35 protein-coding genes and 1 pseudogene are annotated in these 17,256 nt (G+C 50.1%); 34 read left to right on the plus strand and 2 right to left on the minus strand.

The features are described from left to right. The 3 genes and pseudogenes from tuf to bfr form a co-directional block, all read left to right on the plus strand. A pseudogene (tuf, locus tag J4645_RS21730) lies at nucleotides 1-134 on the plus strand (elongation factor Tu); the annotation flags it as partial. A gap of 184 nt (nucleotides 135-318) precedes the next feature. Continuing rightward, nucleotides 319-513: a bacterioferritin-associated ferredoxin gene (gene bfd, locus J4645_RS21735; RefSeq protein WP_000289082.1), complete on the plus strand. Its 195-nt coding sequence runs from the start codon at nucleotides 319-321 to the stop codon at nucleotides 511-513. Nucleotides 514-585: 72 nt separating this feature from the next. Further along, on the plus strand, nucleotides 586-1,062 hold the full coding sequence (gene bfr, locus J4645_RS21740) for a bacterioferritin (protein ID WP_000675530.1): 477 nt from the start codon (nucleotides 586-588) through the stop codon (nucleotides 1,060-1,062). Here bfr and hopD read toward each other — a convergent pair. Continuing rightward, nucleotides 1,059-1,526 carry an A24 family peptidase gene (gene hopD, locus J4645_RS21745; protein WP_000495847.1) on the minus strand — a complete coding sequence of 156 codons (468 nt, stop codon included), beginning with the start codon at nucleotides 1,524-1,526 and terminating at the stop codon, nucleotides 1,059-1,061. The two genes, bfr and hopD, sit on opposite strands and share 4 nt — an antisense overlap. A gap of 379 nt (nucleotides 1,527-1,905) precedes the next feature. Between hopD and rpsJ the strand changes: the two genes are divergently transcribed. The 31 genes from rpsJ to J4645_RS21900 all read left to right on the plus strand — a co-directional run bounded on the left by rpsJ (nucleotide 1,906) and on the right by J4645_RS21900 (nucleotide 16,798). Beyond that, the gene (gene rpsJ / locus J4645_RS21750; protein ID WP_001181005.1) at nucleotides 1,906-2,217 is read left to right on the plus strand and encodes a 30S ribosomal protein S10; all 312 of its coding nucleotides are present in this window, start codon (nucleotides 1,906-1,908) and stop codon (nucleotides 2,215-2,217) included. A 32-nt stretch (nucleotides 2,218-2,249) separates the two neighbouring features. Beyond that, nucleotides 2,250-2,879: a 50S ribosomal protein L3 gene (gene rplC, locus J4645_RS21755; protein ID WP_000579838.1), complete on the plus strand. Its 630-nt coding sequence runs from the start codon at nucleotides 2,250-2,252 to the stop codon at nucleotides 2,877-2,879. A 10-nt stretch (nucleotides 2,880-2,889) separates the two neighbouring features. Continuing rightward, complete coding sequence (gene rplD / locus J4645_RS21760) at nucleotides 2,890-3,495, plus strand: 50S ribosomal protein L4 (protein ID WP_000424395.1); 606 nt, start codon at nucleotides 2,890-2,892, stop codon at nucleotides 3,493-3,495. Continuing rightward, the gene (gene rplW / locus J4645_RS21765; protein WP_000617546.1) at nucleotides 3,492-3,794 is read left to right on the plus strand and encodes a 50S ribosomal protein L23; all 303 of its coding nucleotides are present in this window, start codon (nucleotides 3,492-3,494) and stop codon (nucleotides 3,792-3,794) included. Before rplD ends, rplW begins: the two co-directional genes overlap by 4 nt. 17 nt (nucleotides 3,795-3,811) lie before the next feature. Continuing rightward, nucleotides 3,812-4,633: a 50S ribosomal protein L2 gene (rplB, locus tag J4645_RS21770; protein WP_000301869.1), complete on the plus strand. Its 822-nt coding sequence runs from the start codon at nucleotides 3,812-3,814 to the stop codon at nucleotides 4,631-4,633. Nucleotides 4,634-4,649: 16 nt separating this feature from the next. Then, nucleotides 4,650-4,928: a 30S ribosomal protein S19 gene (gene rpsS, locus J4645_RS21775; RefSeq protein ID WP_001138115.1), complete on the plus strand. Its 279-nt coding sequence runs from the start codon at nucleotides 4,650-4,652 to the stop codon at nucleotides 4,926-4,928. A 14-nt stretch (nucleotides 4,929-4,942) separates the two neighbouring features. Then, complete coding sequence (rplV, locus tag J4645_RS21780; RefSeq protein WP_000447529.1) at nucleotides 4,943-5,275, plus strand: 50S ribosomal protein L22; 333 nt, start codon at nucleotides 4,943-4,945, stop codon at nucleotides 5,273-5,275. 17 nt (nucleotides 5,276-5,292) lie between these two features. Further along, nucleotides 5,293-5,994 (plus strand): 30S ribosomal protein S3, encoded by a 702-nt coding sequence (rpsC, locus tag J4645_RS21785; RefSeq protein WP_000529945.1) that lies wholly within the window; start codon nucleotides 5,293-5,295, stop codon nucleotides 5,992-5,994. A 12-nt stretch (nucleotides 5,995-6,006) separates the two neighbouring features. Next, complete coding sequence (rplP, locus tag J4645_RS21790; RefSeq protein WP_000941208.1) at nucleotides 6,007-6,417, plus strand: 50S ribosomal protein L16; 411 nt, start codon at nucleotides 6,007-6,009, stop codon at nucleotides 6,415-6,417. Further along, nucleotides 6,417-6,608 (plus strand): 50S ribosomal protein L29, encoded by a 192-nt coding sequence (gene rpmC, locus J4645_RS21795; RefSeq protein ID WP_000644742.1) that lies wholly within the window; start codon nucleotides 6,417-6,419, stop codon nucleotides 6,606-6,608. Before rplP ends, rpmC begins: the two co-directional genes overlap by 1 nt. After that, nucleotides 6,608-6,862 (plus strand): 30S ribosomal protein S17, encoded by a 255-nt coding sequence (gene rpsQ, locus J4645_RS21800; protein ID WP_000130101.1) that lies wholly within the window; start codon nucleotides 6,608-6,610, stop codon nucleotides 6,860-6,862. Before rpmC ends, rpsQ begins: the two co-directional genes overlap by 1 nt. A 163-nt stretch (nucleotides 6,863-7,025) precedes the next feature. Next, a complete protein-coding gene (gene rplN, locus J4645_RS21805; protein WP_000613954.1) occupies nucleotides 7,026-7,397 on the plus strand; it encodes a 50S ribosomal protein L14 in 372 nt (123 codons plus the stop codon). A 10-nt stretch (nucleotides 7,398-7,407) separates the two neighbouring features. Beyond that, nucleotides 7,408-7,722, plus strand: a complete 315-nt coding sequence (rplX, locus tag J4645_RS21810; protein ID WP_000729185.1) for a 50S ribosomal protein L24 — start codon at nucleotides 7,408-7,410, stop codon at nucleotides 7,720-7,722. A 14-nt stretch (nucleotides 7,723-7,736) separates the two neighbouring features. Then, entirely contained in the window at nucleotides 7,737-8,276 is a 540-nt protein-coding gene (gene rplE / locus J4645_RS21815; protein WP_001096206.1) for a 50S ribosomal protein L5, read from the plus strand. 14 nt (nucleotides 8,277-8,290) lie between these two features. Beyond that, nucleotides 8,291-8,596 carry a 30S ribosomal protein S14 gene (rpsN, locus tag J4645_RS21820; protein WP_001118932.1) on the plus strand — a complete coding sequence of 102 codons (306 nt, stop codon included), beginning with the start codon at nucleotides 8,291-8,293 and terminating at the stop codon, nucleotides 8,594-8,596. Nucleotides 8,597-8,629: 33 nt separating this feature from the next. After that, nucleotides 8,630-9,022, plus strand: a complete 393-nt coding sequence (rpsH, locus tag J4645_RS21825) for a 30S ribosomal protein S8 (RefSeq protein ID WP_000062611.1) — start codon at nucleotides 8,630-8,632, stop codon at nucleotides 9,020-9,022. A 12-nt stretch (nucleotides 9,023-9,034) separates the two neighbouring features. Beyond that, complete coding sequence (gene rplF, locus J4645_RS21830) at nucleotides 9,035-9,568, plus strand: 50S ribosomal protein L6 (protein WP_000091939.1); 534 nt, start codon at nucleotides 9,035-9,037, stop codon at nucleotides 9,566-9,568. Between the two features lie 9 nt (nucleotides 9,569-9,577). Next, entirely contained in the window at nucleotides 9,578-9,931 is a 354-nt protein-coding gene (gene rplR, locus J4645_RS21835) for a 50S ribosomal protein L18 (protein WP_000358956.1), read from the plus strand. A 14-nt stretch (nucleotides 9,932-9,945) separates the two neighbouring features. After that, complete coding sequence (gene rpsE, locus J4645_RS21840) at nucleotides 9,946-10,449, plus strand: 30S ribosomal protein S5 (protein ID WP_000940121.1); 504 nt, start codon at nucleotides 9,946-9,948, stop codon at nucleotides 10,447-10,449. Between the two features lie 3 nt (nucleotides 10,450-10,452). Next, nucleotides 10,453-10,632: a 50S ribosomal protein L30 gene (gene rpmD, locus J4645_RS21845; protein ID WP_001140434.1), complete on the plus strand. Its 180-nt coding sequence runs from the start codon at nucleotides 10,453-10,455 to the stop codon at nucleotides 10,630-10,632. A gap of 3 nt (nucleotides 10,633-10,635) precedes the next feature. Next, nucleotides 10,636-11,070 (plus strand): 50S ribosomal protein L15, encoded by a 435-nt coding sequence (gene rplO, locus J4645_RS21850; RefSeq protein ID WP_001238917.1) that lies wholly within the window; start codon nucleotides 10,636-10,638, stop codon nucleotides 11,068-11,070. A 7-nt stretch (nucleotides 11,071-11,077) separates the two neighbouring features. Beyond that, nucleotides 11,078-12,409, plus strand: a complete 1,332-nt coding sequence (gene secY / locus J4645_RS21855) for a preprotein translocase subunit SecY (protein ID WP_001118864.1) — start codon at nucleotides 11,078-11,080, stop codon at nucleotides 12,407-12,409. Nucleotides 12,410-12,440: 31 nt separating this feature from the next. Continuing rightward, nucleotides 12,441-12,557 (plus strand): 50S ribosomal protein L36, encoded by a 117-nt coding sequence (gene rpmJ, locus J4645_RS21860; protein WP_000868187.1) that lies wholly within the window; start codon nucleotides 12,441-12,443, stop codon nucleotides 12,555-12,557. A 146-nt stretch (nucleotides 12,558-12,703) separates the two neighbouring features. Then, nucleotides 12,704-13,060 (plus strand): 30S ribosomal protein S13, encoded by a 357-nt coding sequence (gene rpsM / locus J4645_RS21865; protein ID WP_000090780.1) that lies wholly within the window; start codon nucleotides 12,704-12,706, stop codon nucleotides 13,058-13,060. 16 nt (nucleotides 13,061-13,076) lie between these two features. Further along, the gene (gene rpsK / locus J4645_RS21870; RefSeq protein ID WP_001029758.1) at nucleotides 13,077-13,466 is read left to right on the plus strand and encodes a 30S ribosomal protein S11; all 390 of its coding nucleotides are present in this window, start codon (nucleotides 13,077-13,079) and stop codon (nucleotides 13,464-13,466) included. Between the two features lie 33 nt (nucleotides 13,467-13,499). Further along, nucleotides 13,500-14,120 (plus strand): 30S ribosomal protein S4, encoded by a 621-nt coding sequence (gene rpsD, locus J4645_RS21875; RefSeq protein WP_000135226.1) that lies wholly within the window; start codon nucleotides 13,500-13,502, stop codon nucleotides 14,118-14,120. Nucleotides 14,121-14,145: 25 nt separating this feature from the next. Next, the gene (rpoA, locus tag J4645_RS21880) at nucleotides 14,146-15,135 is read left to right on the plus strand and encodes a DNA-directed RNA polymerase subunit alpha (protein ID WP_001162094.1); all 990 of its coding nucleotides are present in this window, start codon (nucleotides 14,146-14,148) and stop codon (nucleotides 15,133-15,135) included. Between the two features lie 40 nt (nucleotides 15,136-15,175). Continuing rightward, a complete protein-coding gene (gene rplQ / locus J4645_RS21885; RefSeq protein WP_001216370.1) occupies nucleotides 15,176-15,559 on the plus strand; it encodes a 50S ribosomal protein L17 in 384 nt (127 codons plus the stop codon). A gap of 107 nt (nucleotides 15,560-15,666) precedes the next feature. Further along, nucleotides 15,667-16,035: a DUF1992 domain-containing protein gene (locus J4645_RS21890; RefSeq protein WP_023214942.1), complete on the plus strand. Its 369-nt coding sequence runs from the start codon at nucleotides 15,667-15,669 to the stop codon at nucleotides 16,033-16,035. A gap of 10 nt (nucleotides 16,036-16,045) precedes the next feature. Continuing rightward, nucleotides 16,046-16,471 carry a Zn(2+)-responsive transcriptional regulator gene (gene zntR / locus J4645_RS21895; protein ID WP_000285585.1) on the plus strand — a complete coding sequence of 142 codons (426 nt, stop codon included), beginning with the start codon at nucleotides 16,046-16,048 and terminating at the stop codon, nucleotides 16,469-16,471. 57 nt (nucleotides 16,472-16,528) lie between these two features. Further along, entirely contained in the window at nucleotides 16,529-16,798 is a 270-nt protein-coding gene (locus J4645_RS21900) for an alternative ribosome-rescue factor A (RefSeq protein WP_023187298.1), read from the plus strand. On the opposite strand, the gene mscL is transcribed toward J4645_RS21900, so the two are convergent. Continuing rightward, a complete protein-coding gene (mscL, locus tag J4645_RS21905) occupies nucleotides 16,734-17,147 on the minus strand; it encodes a large-conductance mechanosensitive channel protein MscL (RefSeq protein WP_000008119.1) in 414 nt (137 codons plus the stop codon). The two genes, J4645_RS21900 and mscL, sit on opposite strands and share 65 nt — an antisense overlap. Nucleotides 17,148-17,256 lie beyond the last annotated feature (109 nt).

The following is a 17,256-nucleotide window of genomic DNA, read 5'->3' on the forward strand; positions in this document are numbered from 1 at the left end:
TAATGCCGGGCGACAACATCAAAATGGTTGTTACCCTGATCCACCCGATCGCAATGGACGACGGTCTGCGTTTCGCAATCCGTGAAGGCGGCCGTACCGTTGGCGCGGGCGTTGTTGCTAAAGTTCTGGGCTAATTACTCGTTAATTAGTTTTGAATTGAAGAGGGCGCTTCGGCGCCCTTTTTGTTGCCTGCTATTTAGCCGCTGTTATATTTATTCACCCTTTTTAACGCTTCTCCCATGGCGTAAATCGCTTTGTGCTATTGTAATCATAACCATTCTCATTTACACTTTGTGCGGAAATTGAACGGGAGCGATCATGTACGTTTGTTTGTGTAATGGTATAAGCGATAAAAAAATCCGCCAGGCTGTACGACAATTTCATCCACAGTCATTTCAACAGTTGCGTAAATTTATTCCTGTGGGAAATCAATGTGGTAAGTGTATTCGCGCCGCGCGAGAAGTGATGCAGGATGAGTTAACGCAAATGCCGGAATTTAAAGAGATCGCCTGAGTCACACTCTTTTTTTTGACATCCCTGTAGCCCCATCTACGCTCTAGAGAGTGGAAGCGGAGGGACTATAAAATGAAAGGTGATGTTAAAATCATAAATTATCTCAATAAACTATTGGGAAATGAGCTTGTCGCAATTAATCAGTATTTTCTTCATGCCCGTATGTTCAAAAACTGGGGGCTGACCCGGCTTAATGATGTTGAGTACCATGAATCCATTGATGAGATGAAACACGCCGATAAGTATATTGAGCGTATTTTATTTCTGGAAGGCATACCGAACCTACAGGATCTGGGCAAGCTGGGCATCGGTGAAGATGTCGAAGAGATGCTACGATCGGATCTCCGGCTCGAACTGGAAGGCGCAAAAGATCTACGTGAGGCAATAGCCTATGCCGATAGCGTTCATGATTATGTCAGCCGGGATATGATGATTGAAATTCTTGCCGACGAGGAAGGTCACATCGACTGGCTGGAAACTGAGCTGGATTTGATTGCCAAACTTGGTATGCAAAATTATCTGCAATCACAAATCAAGGTTACCGATTAACCGTCTGGAAAGAAAGCTTTCCAACCTGTTATGAAACCCGCCACCGCCAGCCATGGCCCAAAAGGTAGCGGGTTTATTAATGCCGATTTACCTCTCACCAGTAGCGCGACGCCAAACCCGCCACAGGCCAACATGGCGGCAAGGAAAACCAGTAACGGCAGTGTTTCCCAACAATGCCACGCTCCTAAGGCTGCAAGGTACTTGACGTCGCCATATCCAAGCCCCTCTTTCTGATAACGCAGGCGATAGCCCCAGTAAATTAACGCGAATCCGCCATAGCCGGCAATAGCACCCCAAAGCGCATCCGGTAAACGCTCCGGCAGGCAAATCTGGTGATAAAGCAGACCACCCCACAGTAATGGACAGGTAAACCGGTCAGGCAACAGACCGGTACGCGCGTCGTATATGCCAAGTAATAAAGAGAACGACGCATAAAAAATGAGAAAGGGGAGGGCAACAAACATAAGCAAATCCTCGTCAAGGCTTGTGCTCACCTTTATAGATTTATGCGACAGCGACAACGACGTATCGCCAGATTTGCCTGATGCCTTCCAAAGAAAAGATGCGCGTTGCCATCCCATGCGTACCACCTGGAATCATGCTCGCATAAGAATAAAGCGCTTAATTTCTATCCGACACTTGCGTCAGGCTGAGATTTACGTATAATGCGCGGGCTTGTCGTAATTGACGGCAGGTTCGATTTGAACCTCGAATAGCCGATTTGGCTATTTAACAATGCTCCCAATCGGGGAGCTACGTAAGAACGGTTACACTCTCCCATCAATCGTAATGGGTGTGAGGAGTAATCATTTTCGTTTATAAAATAATTGGAGCTCTGGTCTCATGCAGAACCAAAGAATCCGTATCCGCCTGAAAGCGTTTGATCATCGTCTGATCGATCAATCAACCGCGGAAATCGTCGAGACTGCCAAGCGCACTGGTGCGCAGGTTCGCGGTCCGATCCCGCTGCCGACCCGCAAAGAGCGCTTTACCGTTCTGATCTCTCCGCACGTTAACAAAGATGCGCGCGATCAGTACGAAATTCGCACTCACAAGCGTCTGGTTGACATCGTTGAGCCAACCGAGAAAACCGTTGATGCTCTGATGCGTCTGGACCTGGCTGCCGGTGTAGACGTGCAGATCAGCCTGGGTTAATCAGGTCATCGAGCGATTGAGAGGTTGATACAATGATTGGTTTAGTCGGTAAAAAAGTGGGTATGACCCGCATCTTCACTGAAGATGGCGTCTCTATCCCAGTAACCGTAATCGAAGTTGAAGCAAACCGTGTTACTCAGGTTAAAGACCTGGCTAACGATGGCTACCGCGCTGTTCAGGTTACTACGGGTGCTAAAAAAGCTAACCGTGTCACCAAGCCGGAAGCGGGTCACTTTGCTAAAGCTGGCGTAGAAGCTGGCCGTGGTCTGTGGGAATTCCGCCTGGCTGAAGGCGAAGAATACACCGTAGGTCAGAGCATCAGCGTTGAACTGTTTGCTGACGTTAAAAAAGTTGACGTAACCGGTACCTCTAAAGGTAAAGGTTTCGCTGGTACCGTTAAGCGCTGGAACTTCCGTACCCAGGACGCTACTCACGGTAACTCCTTGTCTCACCGCGTTCCGGGTTCTATCGGTCAGAACCAGACTCCGGGCAAAGTGTTCAAAGGCAAGAAAATGGCAGGTCAGATGGGTAATGAGCGCGTAACCGTTCAGAGCCTTGACGTAGTACGCGTTGACGCTGAGCGCAACCTGCTGCTGGTTAAGGGTGGTGTTCCGGGTGCAACCGGTTGCGACCTGATCGTTAAACCAGCTGTGAAGGCGTAAGGGGATAGCAATGGAATTAGTATTGAAAGACGCGCAGAGCGCGCTGACTGTTTCCGAAACTACCTTCGGTCGTGATTTCAACGAAGCGCTGGTTCACCAGGTTGTTGTTGCTTATGCAGCTGGTGCTCGTCAGGGTACTCGTGCTCAGAAGACTCGTGCTGAAGTAACTGGTTCCGGTAAAAAACCGTGGCGCCAGAAAGGCACTGGCCGTGCGCGTTCAGGTTCTATCAAGAGCCCGATCTGGCGTTCCGGTGGCGTGACCTTCGCTGCTCGTCCGCAGGACCACAGTCAAAAAGTTAACAAGAAGATGTACCGCGGCGCGCTGAAAAGCATCCTGTCCGAACTGGTACGTCAGGATCGTCTGATCGTTGTCGAGAAGTTCTCTGTAGAAGCGCCGAAAACTAAGCTGCTGGCACAGAAACTGAAAGACATGGCTCTGGAAGATGTGCTGATCATCACCGGTGAGCTGGACGAAAACCTGTTCCTGGCCGCACGTAACCTGCACAAGGTTGACGTACGCGATGCGACTGGTATCGACCCGGTTAGCCTGATCGCCTTCGACAAAGTCGTAATGACTGCTGATGCTGTTAAGCAAGTTGAGGAGATGCTGGCATGATTCGTGAAGAACGTCTGCTGAAGGTGCTGCGCGCACCGCACGTTTCTGAAAAAGCGTCTACTGCGATGGAAAAAACTAACACCATCGTTCTCAAAGTTGCTAAAGACGCGACCAAAGCAGAAATCAAAGCTGCTGTGCAGAAACTGTTTGAAGTCGAAGTCGAAGTCGTTAACACCCTGGTTGTTAAAGGGAAAGTTAAACGTCACGGACAGCGTATCGGTCGTCGTAGCGACTGGAAAAAAGCTTACGTCACCCTGAAAGAAGGCCAGAATCTGGACTTCGTCGGCGGCGCTGAGTAAGTCGGAGGAGTAATACAATGGCAGTTGTTAAATGTAAACCGACATCTCCGGGTCGTCGCCACGTCGTTAAAGTGGTCAACCCAGAGCTGCACAAGGGCAAACCTTTTGCTCCGCTGGTTGAAAAAAACAGCAAATCCGGTGGTCGTAACAACAATGGCCGTATCACCACTCGTCATATCGGTGGTGGTCACAAACAGGCTTATCGTATTGTTGACTTCAAACGCAACAAAGACGGTATCCCGGCAGTTGTTGAACGTCTTGAGTACGATCCGAACCGTTCCGCGAACATCGCGCTGGTTCTGTACAAAGACGGCGAACGCCGTTACATCCTGGCCCCGAAAGGCCTGAAAGCTGGCGACCAGATTCAGTCTGGCGTTGATGCTGCAATCAAAGCAGGCAACACCCTGCCGATGCGCAATATCCCGGTTGGTTCTACCGTTCATAACGTAGAAATGAAACCAGGTAAAGGCGGTCAGCTGGCGCGTTCCGCTGGTACTTACGTTCAGATCGTTGCTCGCGATGGCGCTTATGTCACCCTGCGTCTGCGTTCTGGTGAAATGCGTAAAGTCGAAGCAGACTGCCGTGCAACCCTGGGCGAAGTTGGCAATGCTGAGCATATGCTGCGCGTTCTGGGTAAAGCAGGTGCTGCACGCTGGCGTGGCGTTCGTCCTACCGTTCGCGGTACTGCGATGAACCCAGTAGACCACCCACATGGTGGTGGTGAAGGTCGTAACTTTGGTAAGCACCCGGTAACTCCGTGGGGCGTTCAGACCAAAGGTAAGAAGACCCGCAGCAACAAGCGTACTGATAAATTCATCGTACGTCGCCGTAGCAAATAATTTTAGAGGATAAGCCATGCCACGTTCTCTCAAGAAAGGTCCTTTTATTGACCTGCACTTGCTGAAGAAGGTAGAGAAAGCGGTGGAAAGCGGAGACAAGAAGCCCCTGCGCACTTGGTCCCGTCGTTCAACGATCTTTCCTAACATGATCGGTTTGACCATCGCTGTCCATAATGGTCGTCAGCACGTTCCGGTATTTGTTTCCGACGAAATGGTCGGTCACAAACTGGGTGAATTCGCACCGACTCGTACTTATCGCGGCCACGCTGCTGATAAAAAAGCGAAGAAGAAATAAGGTAGGAGGAAGAGATGGAAACTATCGCTAAACATCGCCATGCTCGTTCTTCTGCTCAGAAGGTTCGCCTTGTTGCTGACCTGATTCGCGGTAAGAAAGTGTCGCAGGCTCTGGATATTCTGACCTACACCAACAAGAAAGCGGCTGTACTGGTCAAGAAAGTTCTGGAATCTGCCATTGCTAACGCTGAACACAACGATGGCGCTGACATTGACGATCTGAAAGTTACGAAAATTTTCGTAGACGAAGGCCCGAGCATGAAGCGCATTATGCCGCGTGCAAAAGGTCGTGCAGATCGCATCCTGAAGCGCACCAGCCACATCACTGTGGTTGTGTCCGATCGCTGAGACTCTGGAGACTAGCAATGGGTCAGAAAGTACATCCTAATGGTATTCGCCTGGGTATTGTAAAACCATGGAACTCTACCTGGTTTGCGAACACCAAAGAATTCGCTGACAACCTGGACAGCGATTTTAAAGTACGTCAGTACCTGACGAAGGAACTGGCTAAAGCGTCTGTATCTCGTATCGTTATCGAGCGTCCGGCTAAGAGCATCCGTGTGACTATTCACACCGCTCGCCCGGGTATCGTTATCGGTAAAAAAGGTGAAGACGTAGAAAAACTGCGTAAGGTCGTAGCGGATATCGCTGGCGTTCCTGCACAGATCAACATCGCCGAAGTTCGTAAACCTGAACTGGACGCTAAACTGGTTGCTGACAGCATCACTTCTCAGCTGGAACGTCGCGTTATGTTCCGTCGTGCGATGAAGCGTGCTGTACAGAACGCCATGCGTCTGGGCGCTAAAGGTATCAAAGTTGAAGTTAGCGGCCGTCTGGGCGGCGCGGAAATCGCACGTACCGAATGGTACCGCGAAGGTCGCGTACCGCTGCACACTCTGCGTGCTGACATCGACTACAACACCTCTGAAGCGCACACCACTTATGGTGTAATCGGCGTTAAAGTGTGGATCTTCAAAGGCGAGATCCTGGGTGGTATGGCTGCTGTTGAACAACCGGAAAAACCGGCTGCTCAACCGAAAAAGCAGCAGCGTAAAGGCCGTAAATAAGGAGCGTCGCTGATGTTACAACCAAAGCGTACAAAATTCCGTAAAATGCACAAAGGCCGCAACCGTGGTCTGGCTGCAGGCGCGGATGTTAGCTTCGGCAGCTTCGGCCTGAAAGCTGTTGGCCGTGGTCGTCTGACTGCCCGTCAGATCGAAGCAGCACGTCGTGCTATGACCCGTGCAGTTAAGCGTCAAGGTAAGATCTGGATCCGTGTATTCCCGGACAAACCGATCACTGAAAAGCCGCTGGCAGTGCGTATGGGTAAAGGTAAAGGTAACGTGGAGTATTGGGTTGCCTTGATTCAGCCGGGTAAAGTCCTGTATGAAATGGACGGCGTACCGGAAGAGCTGGCCCGTGAAGCATTCAAGCTGGCAGCAGCGAAACTGCCGATTAAAACCACCTTTGTAACTAAGACGGTGATGTAATGAAAGCAAAAGAGCTGCGTGAGAAGAGCGTTGAAGAGCTGAACACCGAGCTACTGAACCTGCTGCGTGAGCAGTTCAACCTGCGTATGCAGGCTGCAAGTGGCCAGCTGCAACAGTCTCACCTGTTGAAGCAAGTGCGTCGTGATGTCGCACGCGTTAAGACTTTACTGACTGAGAAGGCGGGTGCGTAATGACCGATAAAATCCGTACTCTGCAAGGTCGCGTGGTTAGCGACAAAATGGAGAAATCCATTGTTGTTGCTATCGAACGTTTTGTGAAACACCCGATCTACGGTAAATTCATCAAGCGTACGACCAAAATGCACGTACATGACGAGAACAACGAATGCGGTATCGGCGACGTGGTTGAAATCCGCGAATGCCGTCCGCTGTCCAAGACCAAATCCTGGACTCTGGTTCGCGTTGTAGAGAAAGCGGTTCTGTAATACAGTACGCATTCTCAACGAATAAACGGCTCAGCGATGGGCCGTTTATTTTTTCTACCCATATCTGATTTGCGGTGTTATAATGCCGCGCCCTCGATATGGGGTTTTTTTAACGACCTGATTTTCGGGTCTCAGTAGTAGTTGACATTAGCGGAGCACTAAAATGATCCAAGAACAGACTATGCTGAACGTCGCCGACAACTCCGGTGCACGTCGCGTAATGTGTATCAAGGTTCTGGGTGGCTCGCACCGTCGCTACGCAGGCGTAGGCGACATCATTAAGATCACCATCAAAGAAGCGATTCCGCGTGGTAAGGTCAAAAAAGGTGATGTGCTGAAGGCGGTAGTGGTGCGCACCAAGAAGGGTGTTCGTCGCCCGGACGGTTCTGTCATTCGCTTCGATGGTAATGCATGCGTTATTTTAAACAATAACAGCGAGCAGCCTATCGGTACGCGTATTTTTGGGCCGGTAACTCGTGAACTTCGTAACGAGAAGTTCATGAAAATTATCTCTCTGGCACCAGAAGTACTCTAAGGAGCGAATCATGGCAGCGAAAATCCGTCGTGATGACGAAGTTATCGTGTTAACCGGTAAAGATAAAGGTAAACGCGGTAAAGTTAAGAATGTCCTGTCTTCCGGCAAGGTCATTGTTGAAGGTATCAACCTGGTTAAGAAACACCAGAAGCCGGTTCCGGCTCTGAACCAACCGGGCGGCATCGTTGAAAAAGAAGCTGCAATTCAGGTTTCTAACGTTGCAATCTTCAATGCGGCAACCGGCAAGGCTGACCGTGTAGGCTTTAGATTCGAAGACGGCAAAAAAGTCCGTTTCTTCAAGTCTAACAGCGAAACTATCAAGTAATTTGGAGTAGTACGATGGCGAAACTGCATGATTACTACAAAGACGAAGTAGTTAACAAACTCATGACTGAGTTTAACTACAATTCTGTCATGCAAGTCCCTCGGGTCGAGAAGATCACCCTGAACATGGGTGTTGGTGAAGCGATCGCTGACAAGAAACTGCTGGATAACGCAGCAGCAGACCTGACAGCAATCTCCGGTCAAAAACCGTTGATCACCAAAGCACGCAAATCTGTTGCAGGCTTCAAAATCCGTCAGGGCTATCCGATCGGCTGTAAAGTAACTCTGCGTGGCGAACGCATGTGGGAGTTCTTTGAGCGCCTGATCACTATTGCTGTTCCTCGTATCCGTGACTTCCGTGGCTTGTCCGCTAAGTCATTCGACGGTCGTGGTAACTACAGCATGGGTGTCCGTGAGCAGATCATCTTCCCAGAAATCGACTACGATAAAGTCGACCGCGTTCGTGGTTTGGATATTACCATTACCACTACTGCGAAATCTGACGAAGAAGGCCGTGCTCTGCTGGCTGCCTTTGACTTCCCGTTCCGCAAGTAAGGTAGGGTTACTAAATGGCTAAGCAATCAATGAAAGCACGCGAAGTAAAACGCGTAGCTTTAGCTGATAAATACTTCGCGAAACGCGCTGAACTGAAAGCGATCATCTCTGATGTGAACGCAACCGACGAAGATCGTTGGAATGCGGTTCTTAAGCTGCAGACTCTGCCGCGTGATTCCAGCCCGTCACGTCAGCGTAACCGCTGCCGTCAAACTGGTCGTCCGCACGCTTTCCTGCGGAAGTTCGGGTTGAGCCGTATTAAGGTCCGTGAAGCCGCTATGCGCGGTGAAATTCCGGGTCTGAAAAAGGCTAGCTGGTAATTGTCACCAATTGAATCACGGGAGTAAAGACAGATGAGCATGCAAGATCCGATCGCGGATATGCTGACCCGTATCCGTAACGGTCAGGCCGCGAACAAAGCTGCGGTCACCATGCCTTCCTCCAAGCTGAAAGTGGCAATTGCCAACGTGCTGAAGGAAGAAGGTTTTATTGAAGATTTTAAAGTTGAAGGCGACACCAAGCCTGAACTGGAACTGACTCTTAAGTATTTCCAGGGTAAAGCTGTTGTAGAAAGCATTCAGCGTGTCAGCCGCCCAGGTCTGCGCATCTACAAACGTAAAGATGAGCTGCCGAAAGTTATGGCCGGTCTGGGTATCGCAGTTGTTTCTACCTCTAAAGGTGTTATGACTGATCGTGCAGCGCGCCAGGCTGGTCTTGGTGGCGAAATTATCTGCTACGTAGCCTAATCGGAGGAAAAAATGTCTCGTGTTGCTAAAGCACCGGTCGTTGTTCCTGCCGGCGTTGATGTCAAAATCAACGGTCAGGTTATTACGATCAAAGGTAAAAACGGCGAGCTGACTCGTACTCTCAACGATGCTGTTGAAGTTAAACATGCAGATAATGCACTGACCTTCGGTCCGCGTGATGGTTACGCAGACGGTTGGGCACAGGCTGGTACCGCGCGTGCCCTGCTGAACTCAATGGTTATCGGTGTTACCGAAGGCTTCACTAAGAAGCTGCAGCTGGTTGGTGTAGGTTATCGTGCAGCGGTTAAAGGGAATGTAGTAAACCTGTCTTTAGGTTTCTCTCACCCGGTTGACCATCAGCTGCCGGCAGGTATCACTGCTGAATGTCCGACTCAAACTGAAATCGTGCTGAAAGGCGCTGATAAGCAGGTGATCGGCCAGGTTGCAGCAGATCTGCGCGCCTACCGTCGTCCTGAGCCTTACAAAGGCAAGGGTGTTCGTTACGCCGACGAAGTCGTGCGTACCAAAGAGGCTAAGAAGAAGTAAGGTAACACTATGGATAAGAAATCTGCTCGTATCCGTCGTGCGACCCGCGCACGCCGCAAGCTCAAAGAGCTGGGCGCAACTCGCCTGGTGGTACATCGTACCCCGCGTCATATTTACGCACAGGTAATTGCACCGAACGGTTCTGAAGTTCTGGTAGCTGCTTCTACTGTAGAAAAAGCTATCGCTGAACAACTGAAGTACACCGGTAACAAAGACGCGGCTGCAGCTGTGGGTAAAGCTGTCGCTGAACGCGCTCTGGAAAAAGGCATCAAAGATGTGTCCTTTGACCGTTCCGGGTTCCAATATCATGGTCGTGTCCAGGCACTGGCAGATGCTGCCCGTGAAGCTGGCCTTCAGTTCTAAGGTAGAGGTGTAAGATGGCTCACATCGAAAAACAAGCTGGCGAACTGCAGGAAAAGCTGATCGCGGTAAACCGCGTATCTAAAACCGTTAAAGGTGGTCGTATTTTCTCCTTCACAGCTCTGACTGTAGTAGGCGATGGTAACGGTCGCGTAGGTTTTGGTTACGGTAAAGCGCGTGAAGTTCCAGCAGCGATCCAGAAAGCGATGGAAAAAGCCCGTCGCAATATGATTAACGTCGCGCTGAACAACGGCACCCTGCAGCACCCGGTTAAAGGTGTTCACACGGGGTCTCGTGTATTCATGCAGCCAGCTTCCGAAGGTACCGGTATCATCGCCGGTGGTGCAATGCGCGCCGTTCTGGAAGTTGCTGGGGTTCATAACGTTCTGGCTAAAGCATACGGTTCCACCAACCCGATCAACGTGGTTCGTGCAACTATTGATGGCCTGGAAAATATGAATTCTCCAGAAATGGTCGCTGCCAAGCGTGGTAAATCCGTTGAAGAAATTCTGGGGAAATAAACCATGGCAAAGACTATTAAAATTACTCAAACCCGCAGTGCAATCGGTCGTCTGCCGAAACACAAGGCAACGCTGCTTGGCCTGGGTCTGCGTCGTATTGGCCACACCGTAGAGCGCGAGGATACTCCTGCTGTTCGTGGTATGGTCAACGCGGTTTCCTTCATGGTTAAAGTTGAGGAGTAAGAGATGCGTTTAAATACTCTGTCTCCGGCCGAAGGCTCCAAAAAGGCGGGTAAACGCCTGGGTCGTGGTATCGGTTCTGGCCTCGGTAAAACCGGTGGTCGTGGTCACAAAGGTCAGAAGTCTCGTTCTGGCGGTGGCGTACGTCGCGGTTTCGAGGGTGGTCAGATGCCTCTGTACCGTCGTCTGCCGAAATTCGGCTTCACTTCTCGCAAAGCAGCGATTACAGCCGAAGTTCGTCTGTCTGACCTGGCGAAAGTAGAAGGCGGCGTTGTAGACCTGAACACGCTGAAAGCGGCAAACATTATCGGTATCCAGATCGAGTTCGCGAAAGTGATCCTGGCTGGCGAAGTCACTACTCCGGTAACTGTTCGTGGCCTGCGTGTTACTAAAGGCGCTCGTGCTGCTATCGAAGCTGCTGGCGGTAAAATCGAGGAATAAGTAGCAGATGGCTAAACAACCGGGATTAGATTTTCAAAGTGCCAAAGGTGGCTTAGGTGAGCTGAAACGCAGACTGCTGTTTGTTATCGGCGCGCTGATTGTGTTCCGTATTGGCTCTTTTATTCCGATCCCTGGTATTGATGCCGCTGTACTTGCCAAACTGCTTGAGCAACAGCGAGGCACCATCATTGAAATGTTTAACATGTTCTCTGGTGGTGCTCTCAGCCGTGCTTCTATCTTTGCCCTGGGGATCATGCCGTATATTTCGGCGTCGATCATTATCCAGCTGTTGACGGTGGTTCATCCAACGCTGGCAGAAATTAAGAAAGAAGGGGAGTCTGGTCGTCGTAAGATCAGCCAGTACACCCGTTACGGTACTCTGGTGCTGGCGATATTCCAGTCGATCGGTATTGCTACCGGTTTGCCGAATATGCCTGGTATGCAGGGCCTGGTGATGAATCCAGGCTTTGCATTCTATTTCACCGCTGTTGTAAGTCTGGTTACAGGAACCATGTTCCTGATGTGGCTCGGCGAACAGATTACTGAGCGCGGTATCGGTAACGGTATCTCAATCATCATCTTCGCTGGTATCGTTGCGGGACTCCCGCCAGCCATTGCCCATACTATCGAGCAAGCGCGTCAAGGCGACCTGCACTTCCTCGTGTTGCTGTTGGTTGCAGTATTAGTATTTGCAGTGACGTTCTTTGTAGTATTCGTTGAACGTGGTCAACGCCGTATTGTGGTAAACTACGCCAAACGTCAGCAAGGTCGTCGTGTCTATGCTGCACAGAGCACACATTTACCGCTGAAAGTGAATATGGCGGGGGTAATCCCGGCAATCTTCGCTTCCAGTATTATTCTGTTCCCGGCGACCATCGCGTCATGGTTCGGGGGCGGTACTGGTTGGAACTGGCTGACAACAATTTCGCTGTATTTGCAGCCTGGGCAACCGCTTTATGTGTTACTCTATGCGTCTGCAATCATCTTCTTCTGTTTCTTCTACACGGCGTTGGTTTTCAACCCGCGTGAAACAGCAGATAACCTGAAGAAGTCCGGTGCATTTGTACCAGGAATTCGTCCGGGAGAGCAAACGGCGAAGTATATCGATAAAGTAATGACCCGCCTGACCCTGGTTGGTGCGCTGTATATTACCTTTATCTGCCTGATCCCGGAGTTCATGCGTGATGCAATGAAAGTGCCGTTCTACTTCGGTGGGACCTCACTGCTTATCGTTGTTGTCGTGATTATGGACTTTATGGCTCAAGTGCAAACTCTGATGATGTCCAGTCAGTATGAGTCTGCATTGAAGAAGGCGAACCTGAAAGGCTACGGCCGTTAATTGGTCGCCTGAGAAGTTACGGAGAGTAAAAATGAAAGTTCGTGCTTCCGTCAAGAAATTATGCCGTAACTGCAAAATCGTTAAGCGTGATGGTGTCATCCGTGTGATTTGCAGTGCCGAGCCGAAGCATAAACAGCGCCAAGGCTGATTTTTTCGCATATTTTTCTTGCAAAGTTGGGTTGAGCTGGCTAGATTAGCCAGCCAATCTTTTGTATGTCTGTACGTTTCCATTTGAGTATCCTGAAAACGGGCTTTTCAGCATGGTACGTACATATTAAATAGTAGGAGTGCATAGTGGCCCGTATAGCAGGCATTAACATTCCTGATCAGAAACACGCCGTGATCGCGTTAACTTCGATCTACGGTGTCGGCAAGACCCGTTCTAAAGCCATCCTGGCTGCAGCGGGTATCGCTGAAAATGTTAAGATCAGTGAGCTGTCTGAAGAACAAATCGACACGCTGCGTGACGAAGTTGCCAAATTTGTCGTTGAAGGTGATCTGCGCCGTGAAATCAGCATGAGCATCAAGCGCCTGATGGATCTTGGTTGCTATCGCGGTTTGCGTCATCGTCGTGGTCTCCCGGTTCGCGGTCAGCGTACCAAGACCAACGCTCGTACCCGTAAGGGTCCGCGCAAACCGATCAAGAAATAATCGGGGTGATTGAATAATGGCAAAGGCACCAGTTCGCGCACGTAAACGTGTAAGAAAACAAGTCTCTGACGGCGTGGCTCATATCCATGCTTCTTTCAACAACACCATCGTGACTATTACCGATCGTCAGGGTAATGCGCTGGGTTGGGCAACAGCCGGTGGTTCCGGTTTCCGTGGTTCTCGCAAATCCACTCCGTTTGCAGCTCAGGTTGCAGCAGAGCGTTGCGCTGACGCCGTGAAAGAATACGGTATCAAGAATCTGGAAGTTATGGTTAAAGGTCCGGGTCCAGGCCGCGAATCTACTATTCGTGCTCTGAACGCCGCTGGTTTCCGCATCACTAATATTACTGATGTGACTCCGATCCCTCATAACGGTTGTCGTCCGCCGAAAAAACGTCGCGTATAACGCTTCGTTTTCCAGGTTAGTTGGAGAAAGAAAATGGCAAGATATTTGGGTCCTAAGCTCAAGCTGAGCCGTCGTGAGGGCACCGACTTATTCCTTAAGTCTGGCGTTCGCGCGATCGATACCAAGTGTAAAATTGAACAAGCTCCTGGCCAGCACGGTGCGCGCAAGCCGCGTCTGTCTGACTATGGTGTGCAGTTGCGTGAAAAGCAAAAAGTTCGCCGCATTTACGGTGTGCTGGAGCGTCAGTTCCGTAACTACTACAAAGAAGCAGCACGTCTGAAAGGCAACACCGGTGAAAACCTGTTGGCTCTGCTGGAAGGTCGTCTGGACAACGTTGTATACCGTATGGGCTTCGGCGCCACTCGTGCAGAAGCACGTCAGCTGGTTAGCCATAAAGCAATTATGGTAAACGGTCGTGTTGTTAACATCGCTTCTTATCAGGTTAGTCCGAATGACGTTGTTAGCATTCGTGAGAAAGCGAAGAAGCAGTCTCGCGTGAAAGCCGCTCTGGAGCTGGCTGAGCAGCGTGAAAAGCCAACCTGGCTGGAAGTTGATGCTGGCAAGATGGAAGGTACGTACAAGCGTAAGCCTGAGCGTTCTGATCTGTCTGCGGACATTAACGAACACCTGATCGTCGAGCTTTACTCCAAGTAAAGCTTAGTACCAAAGAGAGGACACAATGCAGGGTTCTGTGACAGAGTTTCTAAAACCGCGCCTGGTAGATATCGAGCAAGTGAGTTCGACGCACGCCAAGGTGACCCTTGAGCCTTTAGAGCGTGGCTTCGGCCATACTCTGGGTAACGCACTGCGCCGTATTCTGCTCTCATCGATGCCGGGTTGCGCGGTGACCGAGGTTGAGATTGATGGTGTACTACATGAGTACAGCACCAAAGAAGGCGTTCAGGAAGACATCCTGGAAATCCTGCTCAACCTGAAAGGGCTGGCGGTGAGAGTTCAGGGTAAAGATGAAGTTATTCTTACCTTGAATAAATCTGGCATTGGCCCTGTGACTGCAGCCGATATCACCCATGATGGGGATGTCGAAATCGTCAAGCCGCAGCACGTGATCTGCCACCTGACCGATGAAAACGCGTCTATTAGTATGCGTATCAAAGTTCAGCGCGGTCGTGGTTATGTGCCGGCTTCTACCCGAATTCATTCGGAAGAAGATGAGCGCCCAATCGGCCGTCTGCTGGTCGACGCCTGCTACAGCCCTGTAGAGCGTATTGCCTACAATGTTGAAGCAGCGCGTGTAGAACAGCGTACCGACCTGGACAAGCTGGTCATCGAAATGGAAACCAACGGCACAATCGATCCTGAAGAGGCGATTCGTCGTGCGGCAACCATCCTGGCTGAACAACTGGAAGCTTTCGTTGATTTACGTGATGTACGTCAACCGGAAGTGAAAGAAGAGAAACCAGAATTCGATCCGATCCTGCTGCGCCCTGTTGACGATCTGGAATTGACTGTCCGCTCTGCTAACTGCCTCAAGGCAGAAGCTATCCACTATATCGGTGATCTGGTACAGCGTACCGAGGTTGAGCTTCTTAAGACGCCTAACCTGGGTAAAAAATCTCTTACCGAGATTAAAGACGTGCTGGCTTCCCGTGGACTGTCTCTGGGTATGCGCCTGGAAAACTGGCCACCGGCAAGCATCGCTGACGAGTAACCGGATCACAGGTTAAGGTTTTACTGAGAAGGATAAGGTCATGCGCCATCGTAAGAGTGGTCGTCAACTGAACCGCAACAGCAGCCATCGCCAGGCTATGTTCCGCAACATGGCAGGTTCACTGGTTCGTCATGAAATCATCAAGACGACCCTGCCTAAAGCGAAAGAGCTGCGTCGCGTAGTTGAGCCGCTGATTACTCTTGCCAAGACTGATAGCGTTGCTAATCGTCGTCTGGCATTCGCCCGTACTCGTGATAACGAGATCGTGGCAAAACTGTTTAACGAGCTGGGCCCGCGTTTCGCGAGCCGCGCCGGTGGTTACACTCGCATTCTGAAGTGTGGCTTCCGTGCAGGCGACAACGCGCCGATGGCATACATCGAGCTGGTTGATCGTTCAGAGAAAACAGAAGCTGCTGCAGAGTAATCTGTAGTAACGTAAAAAAACCCGCTTCGGCGGGTTTTTTTATACCCTCCTGAACCCCATATATCTACAATAATTGTATTCTTTTCGTTCAATCCCTGGAGCGACGTATGTGGTTACTTGACCAGTGGGCAGAGCGTCATATTATCGAGGCACAGCGTAAAGGCGAGTTGGATAATCTGCCTGGCCGCGGCGAGCCGCTTATTCTGGATGATGATTCTCATGTGCCGGCGGAACTTCGTGCGGGTTATCGCTTACTCAAGAATGCGGGCTGTCTTCCCCCTGAACTGGAGCAGCGCAGAGACGCTATTCAGTTACTTGATATCCTCAACAGTATCCGGGAAGATGACCCTCGATACCATCAGGTTAGTCGCCAGCTCTCGCTGCTTGAACTAAAACTTCGGCAGGCTGGGTTGAGTACCGACTTTTTACACGGTGAGTATGCAGAAAAACTGCTGCATAAAATCAACGATAATTAACGGAGCTTGTATGTATCGCATTGGTGAGCTGGCAAAGCTGGCAGACGTAACGCCTGATACCATTCGCTACTATGAAAAACAGCAGATGATGGATCATGAGGTACGTACTGAAGGCGGGTTTCGTCTGTATACCGAAAACGATCTGCAGCGTCTCAAATTTATTCGTTATGCGCGACAGTTGGGTTTCACGCTCGACTCGATCCGCGAACTTTTATCGATCCGAATTGATCCTGAGCACCATACCTGTCAGGAGTCAAAAAGTATTGTGCAAGAGCGATTGCAGGAGGTTGAAGCCAGGATTGCGGAACTGCAAACGATGCAGCGTTCGTTACAAAGGCTTAATGATGCTTGTTGCGGAACGGCCCACAGTAGCGTCTATTGTTCCATTCTGGAAGCCCTGGAGCAGGGGGCCAGTGGAGCGAAATCAGGATGTTGATTTATTGAACCGGCGGGGCTACACTCGCGCCGTTAATTTATACAATCGGGAGACATTATGAGTCGTTATCAACATAAGAAAGGGCAGATAAAGGACAATGCCATTGAGGCATTACTGCATGATCCACTGTTCAGGCAACGCGTTGAAAAAAATAAGAAAGGCAAAGGAAGTTATCTGCGTAAAGGTAAACACGGTAATCGAGGGAACTGGGAGGCCAGTGGCAAGAAAGTAAGTGACTTTTTTACCACTGGCCTTCTGCTTATTAAGAACGGTTATTTTGTTCTTTCAGCAGATCGCGGATTTCGCCCAATAACACTTCTTCTTTAGAAGGCGCTGGCGGAGCTGCCGGCTCTTCTGCTTTTTTACGGTTGAGTCTGTTGATAAGCTTAATGGCAACAAAGATAGCAAAGGCCACAATCACAAAATCAAATACGTTCTGGATAAACACGCCGTAATGCATGACGACCGCCGGAATATCTCCCTGCGCTTCGCGTAACGTAAAAGCAAATTGTTTAAAGTCGATCCCGCCGATTAACAATCCCAACGGCGGCATAATGATATCGGCAACCAGTGAAGAAACAATCTTACCGAATGCCGCGCCAATAATGACACCCACTGCCAAATCCACAACATTCCCGCGCATCGCGAATTCGCGAAATTCTTTAATAAAACTCATTTTTATTCTCCCTATGCAGCTGACGTTATAAGTTTAACAAATGCTAAGGCATTTTCCATTTACGGCTTCTGTTTAGCGAAATAAATTAAACCTTGATAAATAAAGGGAA

It is taken from the genome of Salmonella sp. 32082101201600294FB01SM01, assembly GCF_017572865.1.
In the GTDB taxonomy this organism is placed as follows: Bacteria; Pseudomonadota; Gammaproteobacteria; order Enterobacterales; family Enterobacteriaceae; genus Salmonella; species Salmonella enterica.

Coding starts and splice junctions, on each gene's coding strand:
- hopD (WP_000495847.1), bottom strand. CDS start 1,526: ATGTTTGTTGCCCTCCCCTTTCTCATTTTTTATGCGTCGTTCTCTTTA.
- secY (WP_001118864.1), top strand. CDS start 11,078: ATGGCTAAACAACCGGGATTAGATTTTCAAAGTGCCAAAGGTGGCTTA.
- bfd (WP_000289082.1), top strand. CDS start 319: ATGTACGTTTGTTTGTGTAATGGTATAAGCGATAAAAAAATCCGCCAG.
- rplF (WP_000091939.1), top strand. CDS start 9,035: ATGTCTCGTGTTGCTAAAGCACCGGTCGTTGTTCCTGCCGGCGTTGAT.
- rplX (WP_000729185.1), top strand. CDS start 7,408: ATGGCAGCGAAAATCCGTCGTGATGACGAAGTTATCGTGTTAACCGGT.
- rpsJ (WP_001181005.1), top strand. CDS start 1,906: ATGCAGAACCAAAGAATCCGTATCCGCCTGAAAGCGTTTGATCATCGT.
- zntR (WP_000285585.1), top strand. CDS start 16,046: ATGTATCGCATTGGTGAGCTGGCAAAGCTGGCAGACGTAACGCCTGAT.
- J4645_RS21900 (WP_023187298.1), top strand. CDS start 16,529: ATGAGTCGTTATCAACATAAGAAAGGGCAGATAAAGGACAATGCCATT.
- rpoA (WP_001162094.1), top strand. CDS start 14,146: ATGCAGGGTTCTGTGACAGAGTTTCTAAAACCGCGCCTGGTAGATATC.
- rpmD (WP_001140434.1), top strand. CDS start 10,453: ATGGCAAAGACTATTAAAATTACTCAAACCCGCAGTGCAATCGGTCGT.
- rplB (WP_000301869.1), top strand. CDS start 3,812: ATGGCAGTTGTTAAATGTAAACCGACATCTCCGGGTCGTCGCCACGTC.
- J4645_RS21890 (WP_023214942.1), top strand. CDS start 15,667: ATGTGGTTACTTGACCAGTGGGCAGAGCGTCATATTATCGAGGCACAG.
- rpsH (WP_000062611.1), top strand. CDS start 8,630: ATGAGCATGCAAGATCCGATCGCGGATATGCTGACCCGTATCCGTAAC.
- rpsK (WP_001029758.1), top strand. CDS start 13,077: ATGGCAAAGGCACCAGTTCGCGCACGTAAACGTGTAAGAAAACAAGTC.
- rpmJ (WP_000868187.1), top strand. CDS start 12,441: ATGAAAGTTCGTGCTTCCGTCAAGAAATTATGCCGTAACTGCAAAATC.
- rplE (WP_001096206.1), top strand. CDS start 7,737: ATGGCGAAACTGCATGATTACTACAAAGACGAAGTAGTTAACAAACTC.
- rpsS (WP_001138115.1), top strand. CDS start 4,650: ATGCCACGTTCTCTCAAGAAAGGTCCTTTTATTGACCTGCACTTGCTG.
- rpsQ (WP_000130101.1), top strand. CDS start 6,608: ATGACCGATAAAATCCGTACTCTGCAAGGTCGCGTGGTTAGCGACAAA.
- bfr (WP_000675530.1), top strand. CDS start 586: ATGAAAGGTGATGTTAAAATCATAAATTATCTCAATAAACTATTGGGA.
- rplO (WP_001238917.1), top strand. CDS start 10,636: ATGCGTTTAAATACTCTGTCTCCGGCCGAAGGCTCCAAAAAGGCGGGT.
- rpsE (WP_000940121.1), top strand. CDS start 9,946: ATGGCTCACATCGAAAAACAAGCTGGCGAACTGCAGGAAAAGCTGATC.
- rpsD (WP_000135226.1), top strand. CDS start 13,500: ATGGCAAGATATTTGGGTCCTAAGCTCAAGCTGAGCCGTCGTGAGGGC.
- rplD (WP_000424395.1), top strand. CDS start 2,890: ATGGAATTAGTATTGAAAGACGCGCAGAGCGCGCTGACTGTTTCCGAA.
- rplN (WP_000613954.1), top strand. CDS start 7,026: ATGATCCAAGAACAGACTATGCTGAACGTCGCCGACAACTCCGGTGCA.
- rplV (WP_000447529.1), top strand. CDS start 4,943: ATGGAAACTATCGCTAAACATCGCCATGCTCGTTCTTCTGCTCAGAAG.
- mscL (WP_000008119.1), bottom strand. CDS start 17,147: ATGAGTTTTATTAAAGAATTTCGCGAATTCGCGATGCGCGGGAATGTT.
- rplP (WP_000941208.1), top strand. CDS start 6,007: ATGTTACAACCAAAGCGTACAAAATTCCGTAAAATGCACAAAGGCCGC.
- rpmC (WP_000644742.1), top strand. CDS start 6,417: ATGAAAGCAAAAGAGCTGCGTGAGAAGAGCGTTGAAGAGCTGAACACC.
- rpsC (WP_000529945.1), top strand. CDS start 5,293: ATGGGTCAGAAAGTACATCCTAATGGTATTCGCCTGGGTATTGTAAAA.
- rpsN (WP_001118932.1), top strand. CDS start 8,291: ATGGCTAAGCAATCAATGAAAGCACGCGAAGTAAAACGCGTAGCTTTA.
- rplC (WP_000579838.1), top strand. CDS start 2,250: ATGATTGGTTTAGTCGGTAAAAAAGTGGGTATGACCCGCATCTTCACT.
- rplW (WP_000617546.1), top strand. CDS start 3,492: ATGATTCGTGAAGAACGTCTGCTGAAGGTGCTGCGCGCACCGCACGTT.
- rplQ (WP_001216370.1), top strand. CDS start 15,176: ATGCGCCATCGTAAGAGTGGTCGTCAACTGAACCGCAACAGCAGCCAT.
- rplR (WP_000358956.1), top strand. CDS start 9,578: ATGGATAAGAAATCTGCTCGTATCCGTCGTGCGACCCGCGCACGCCGC.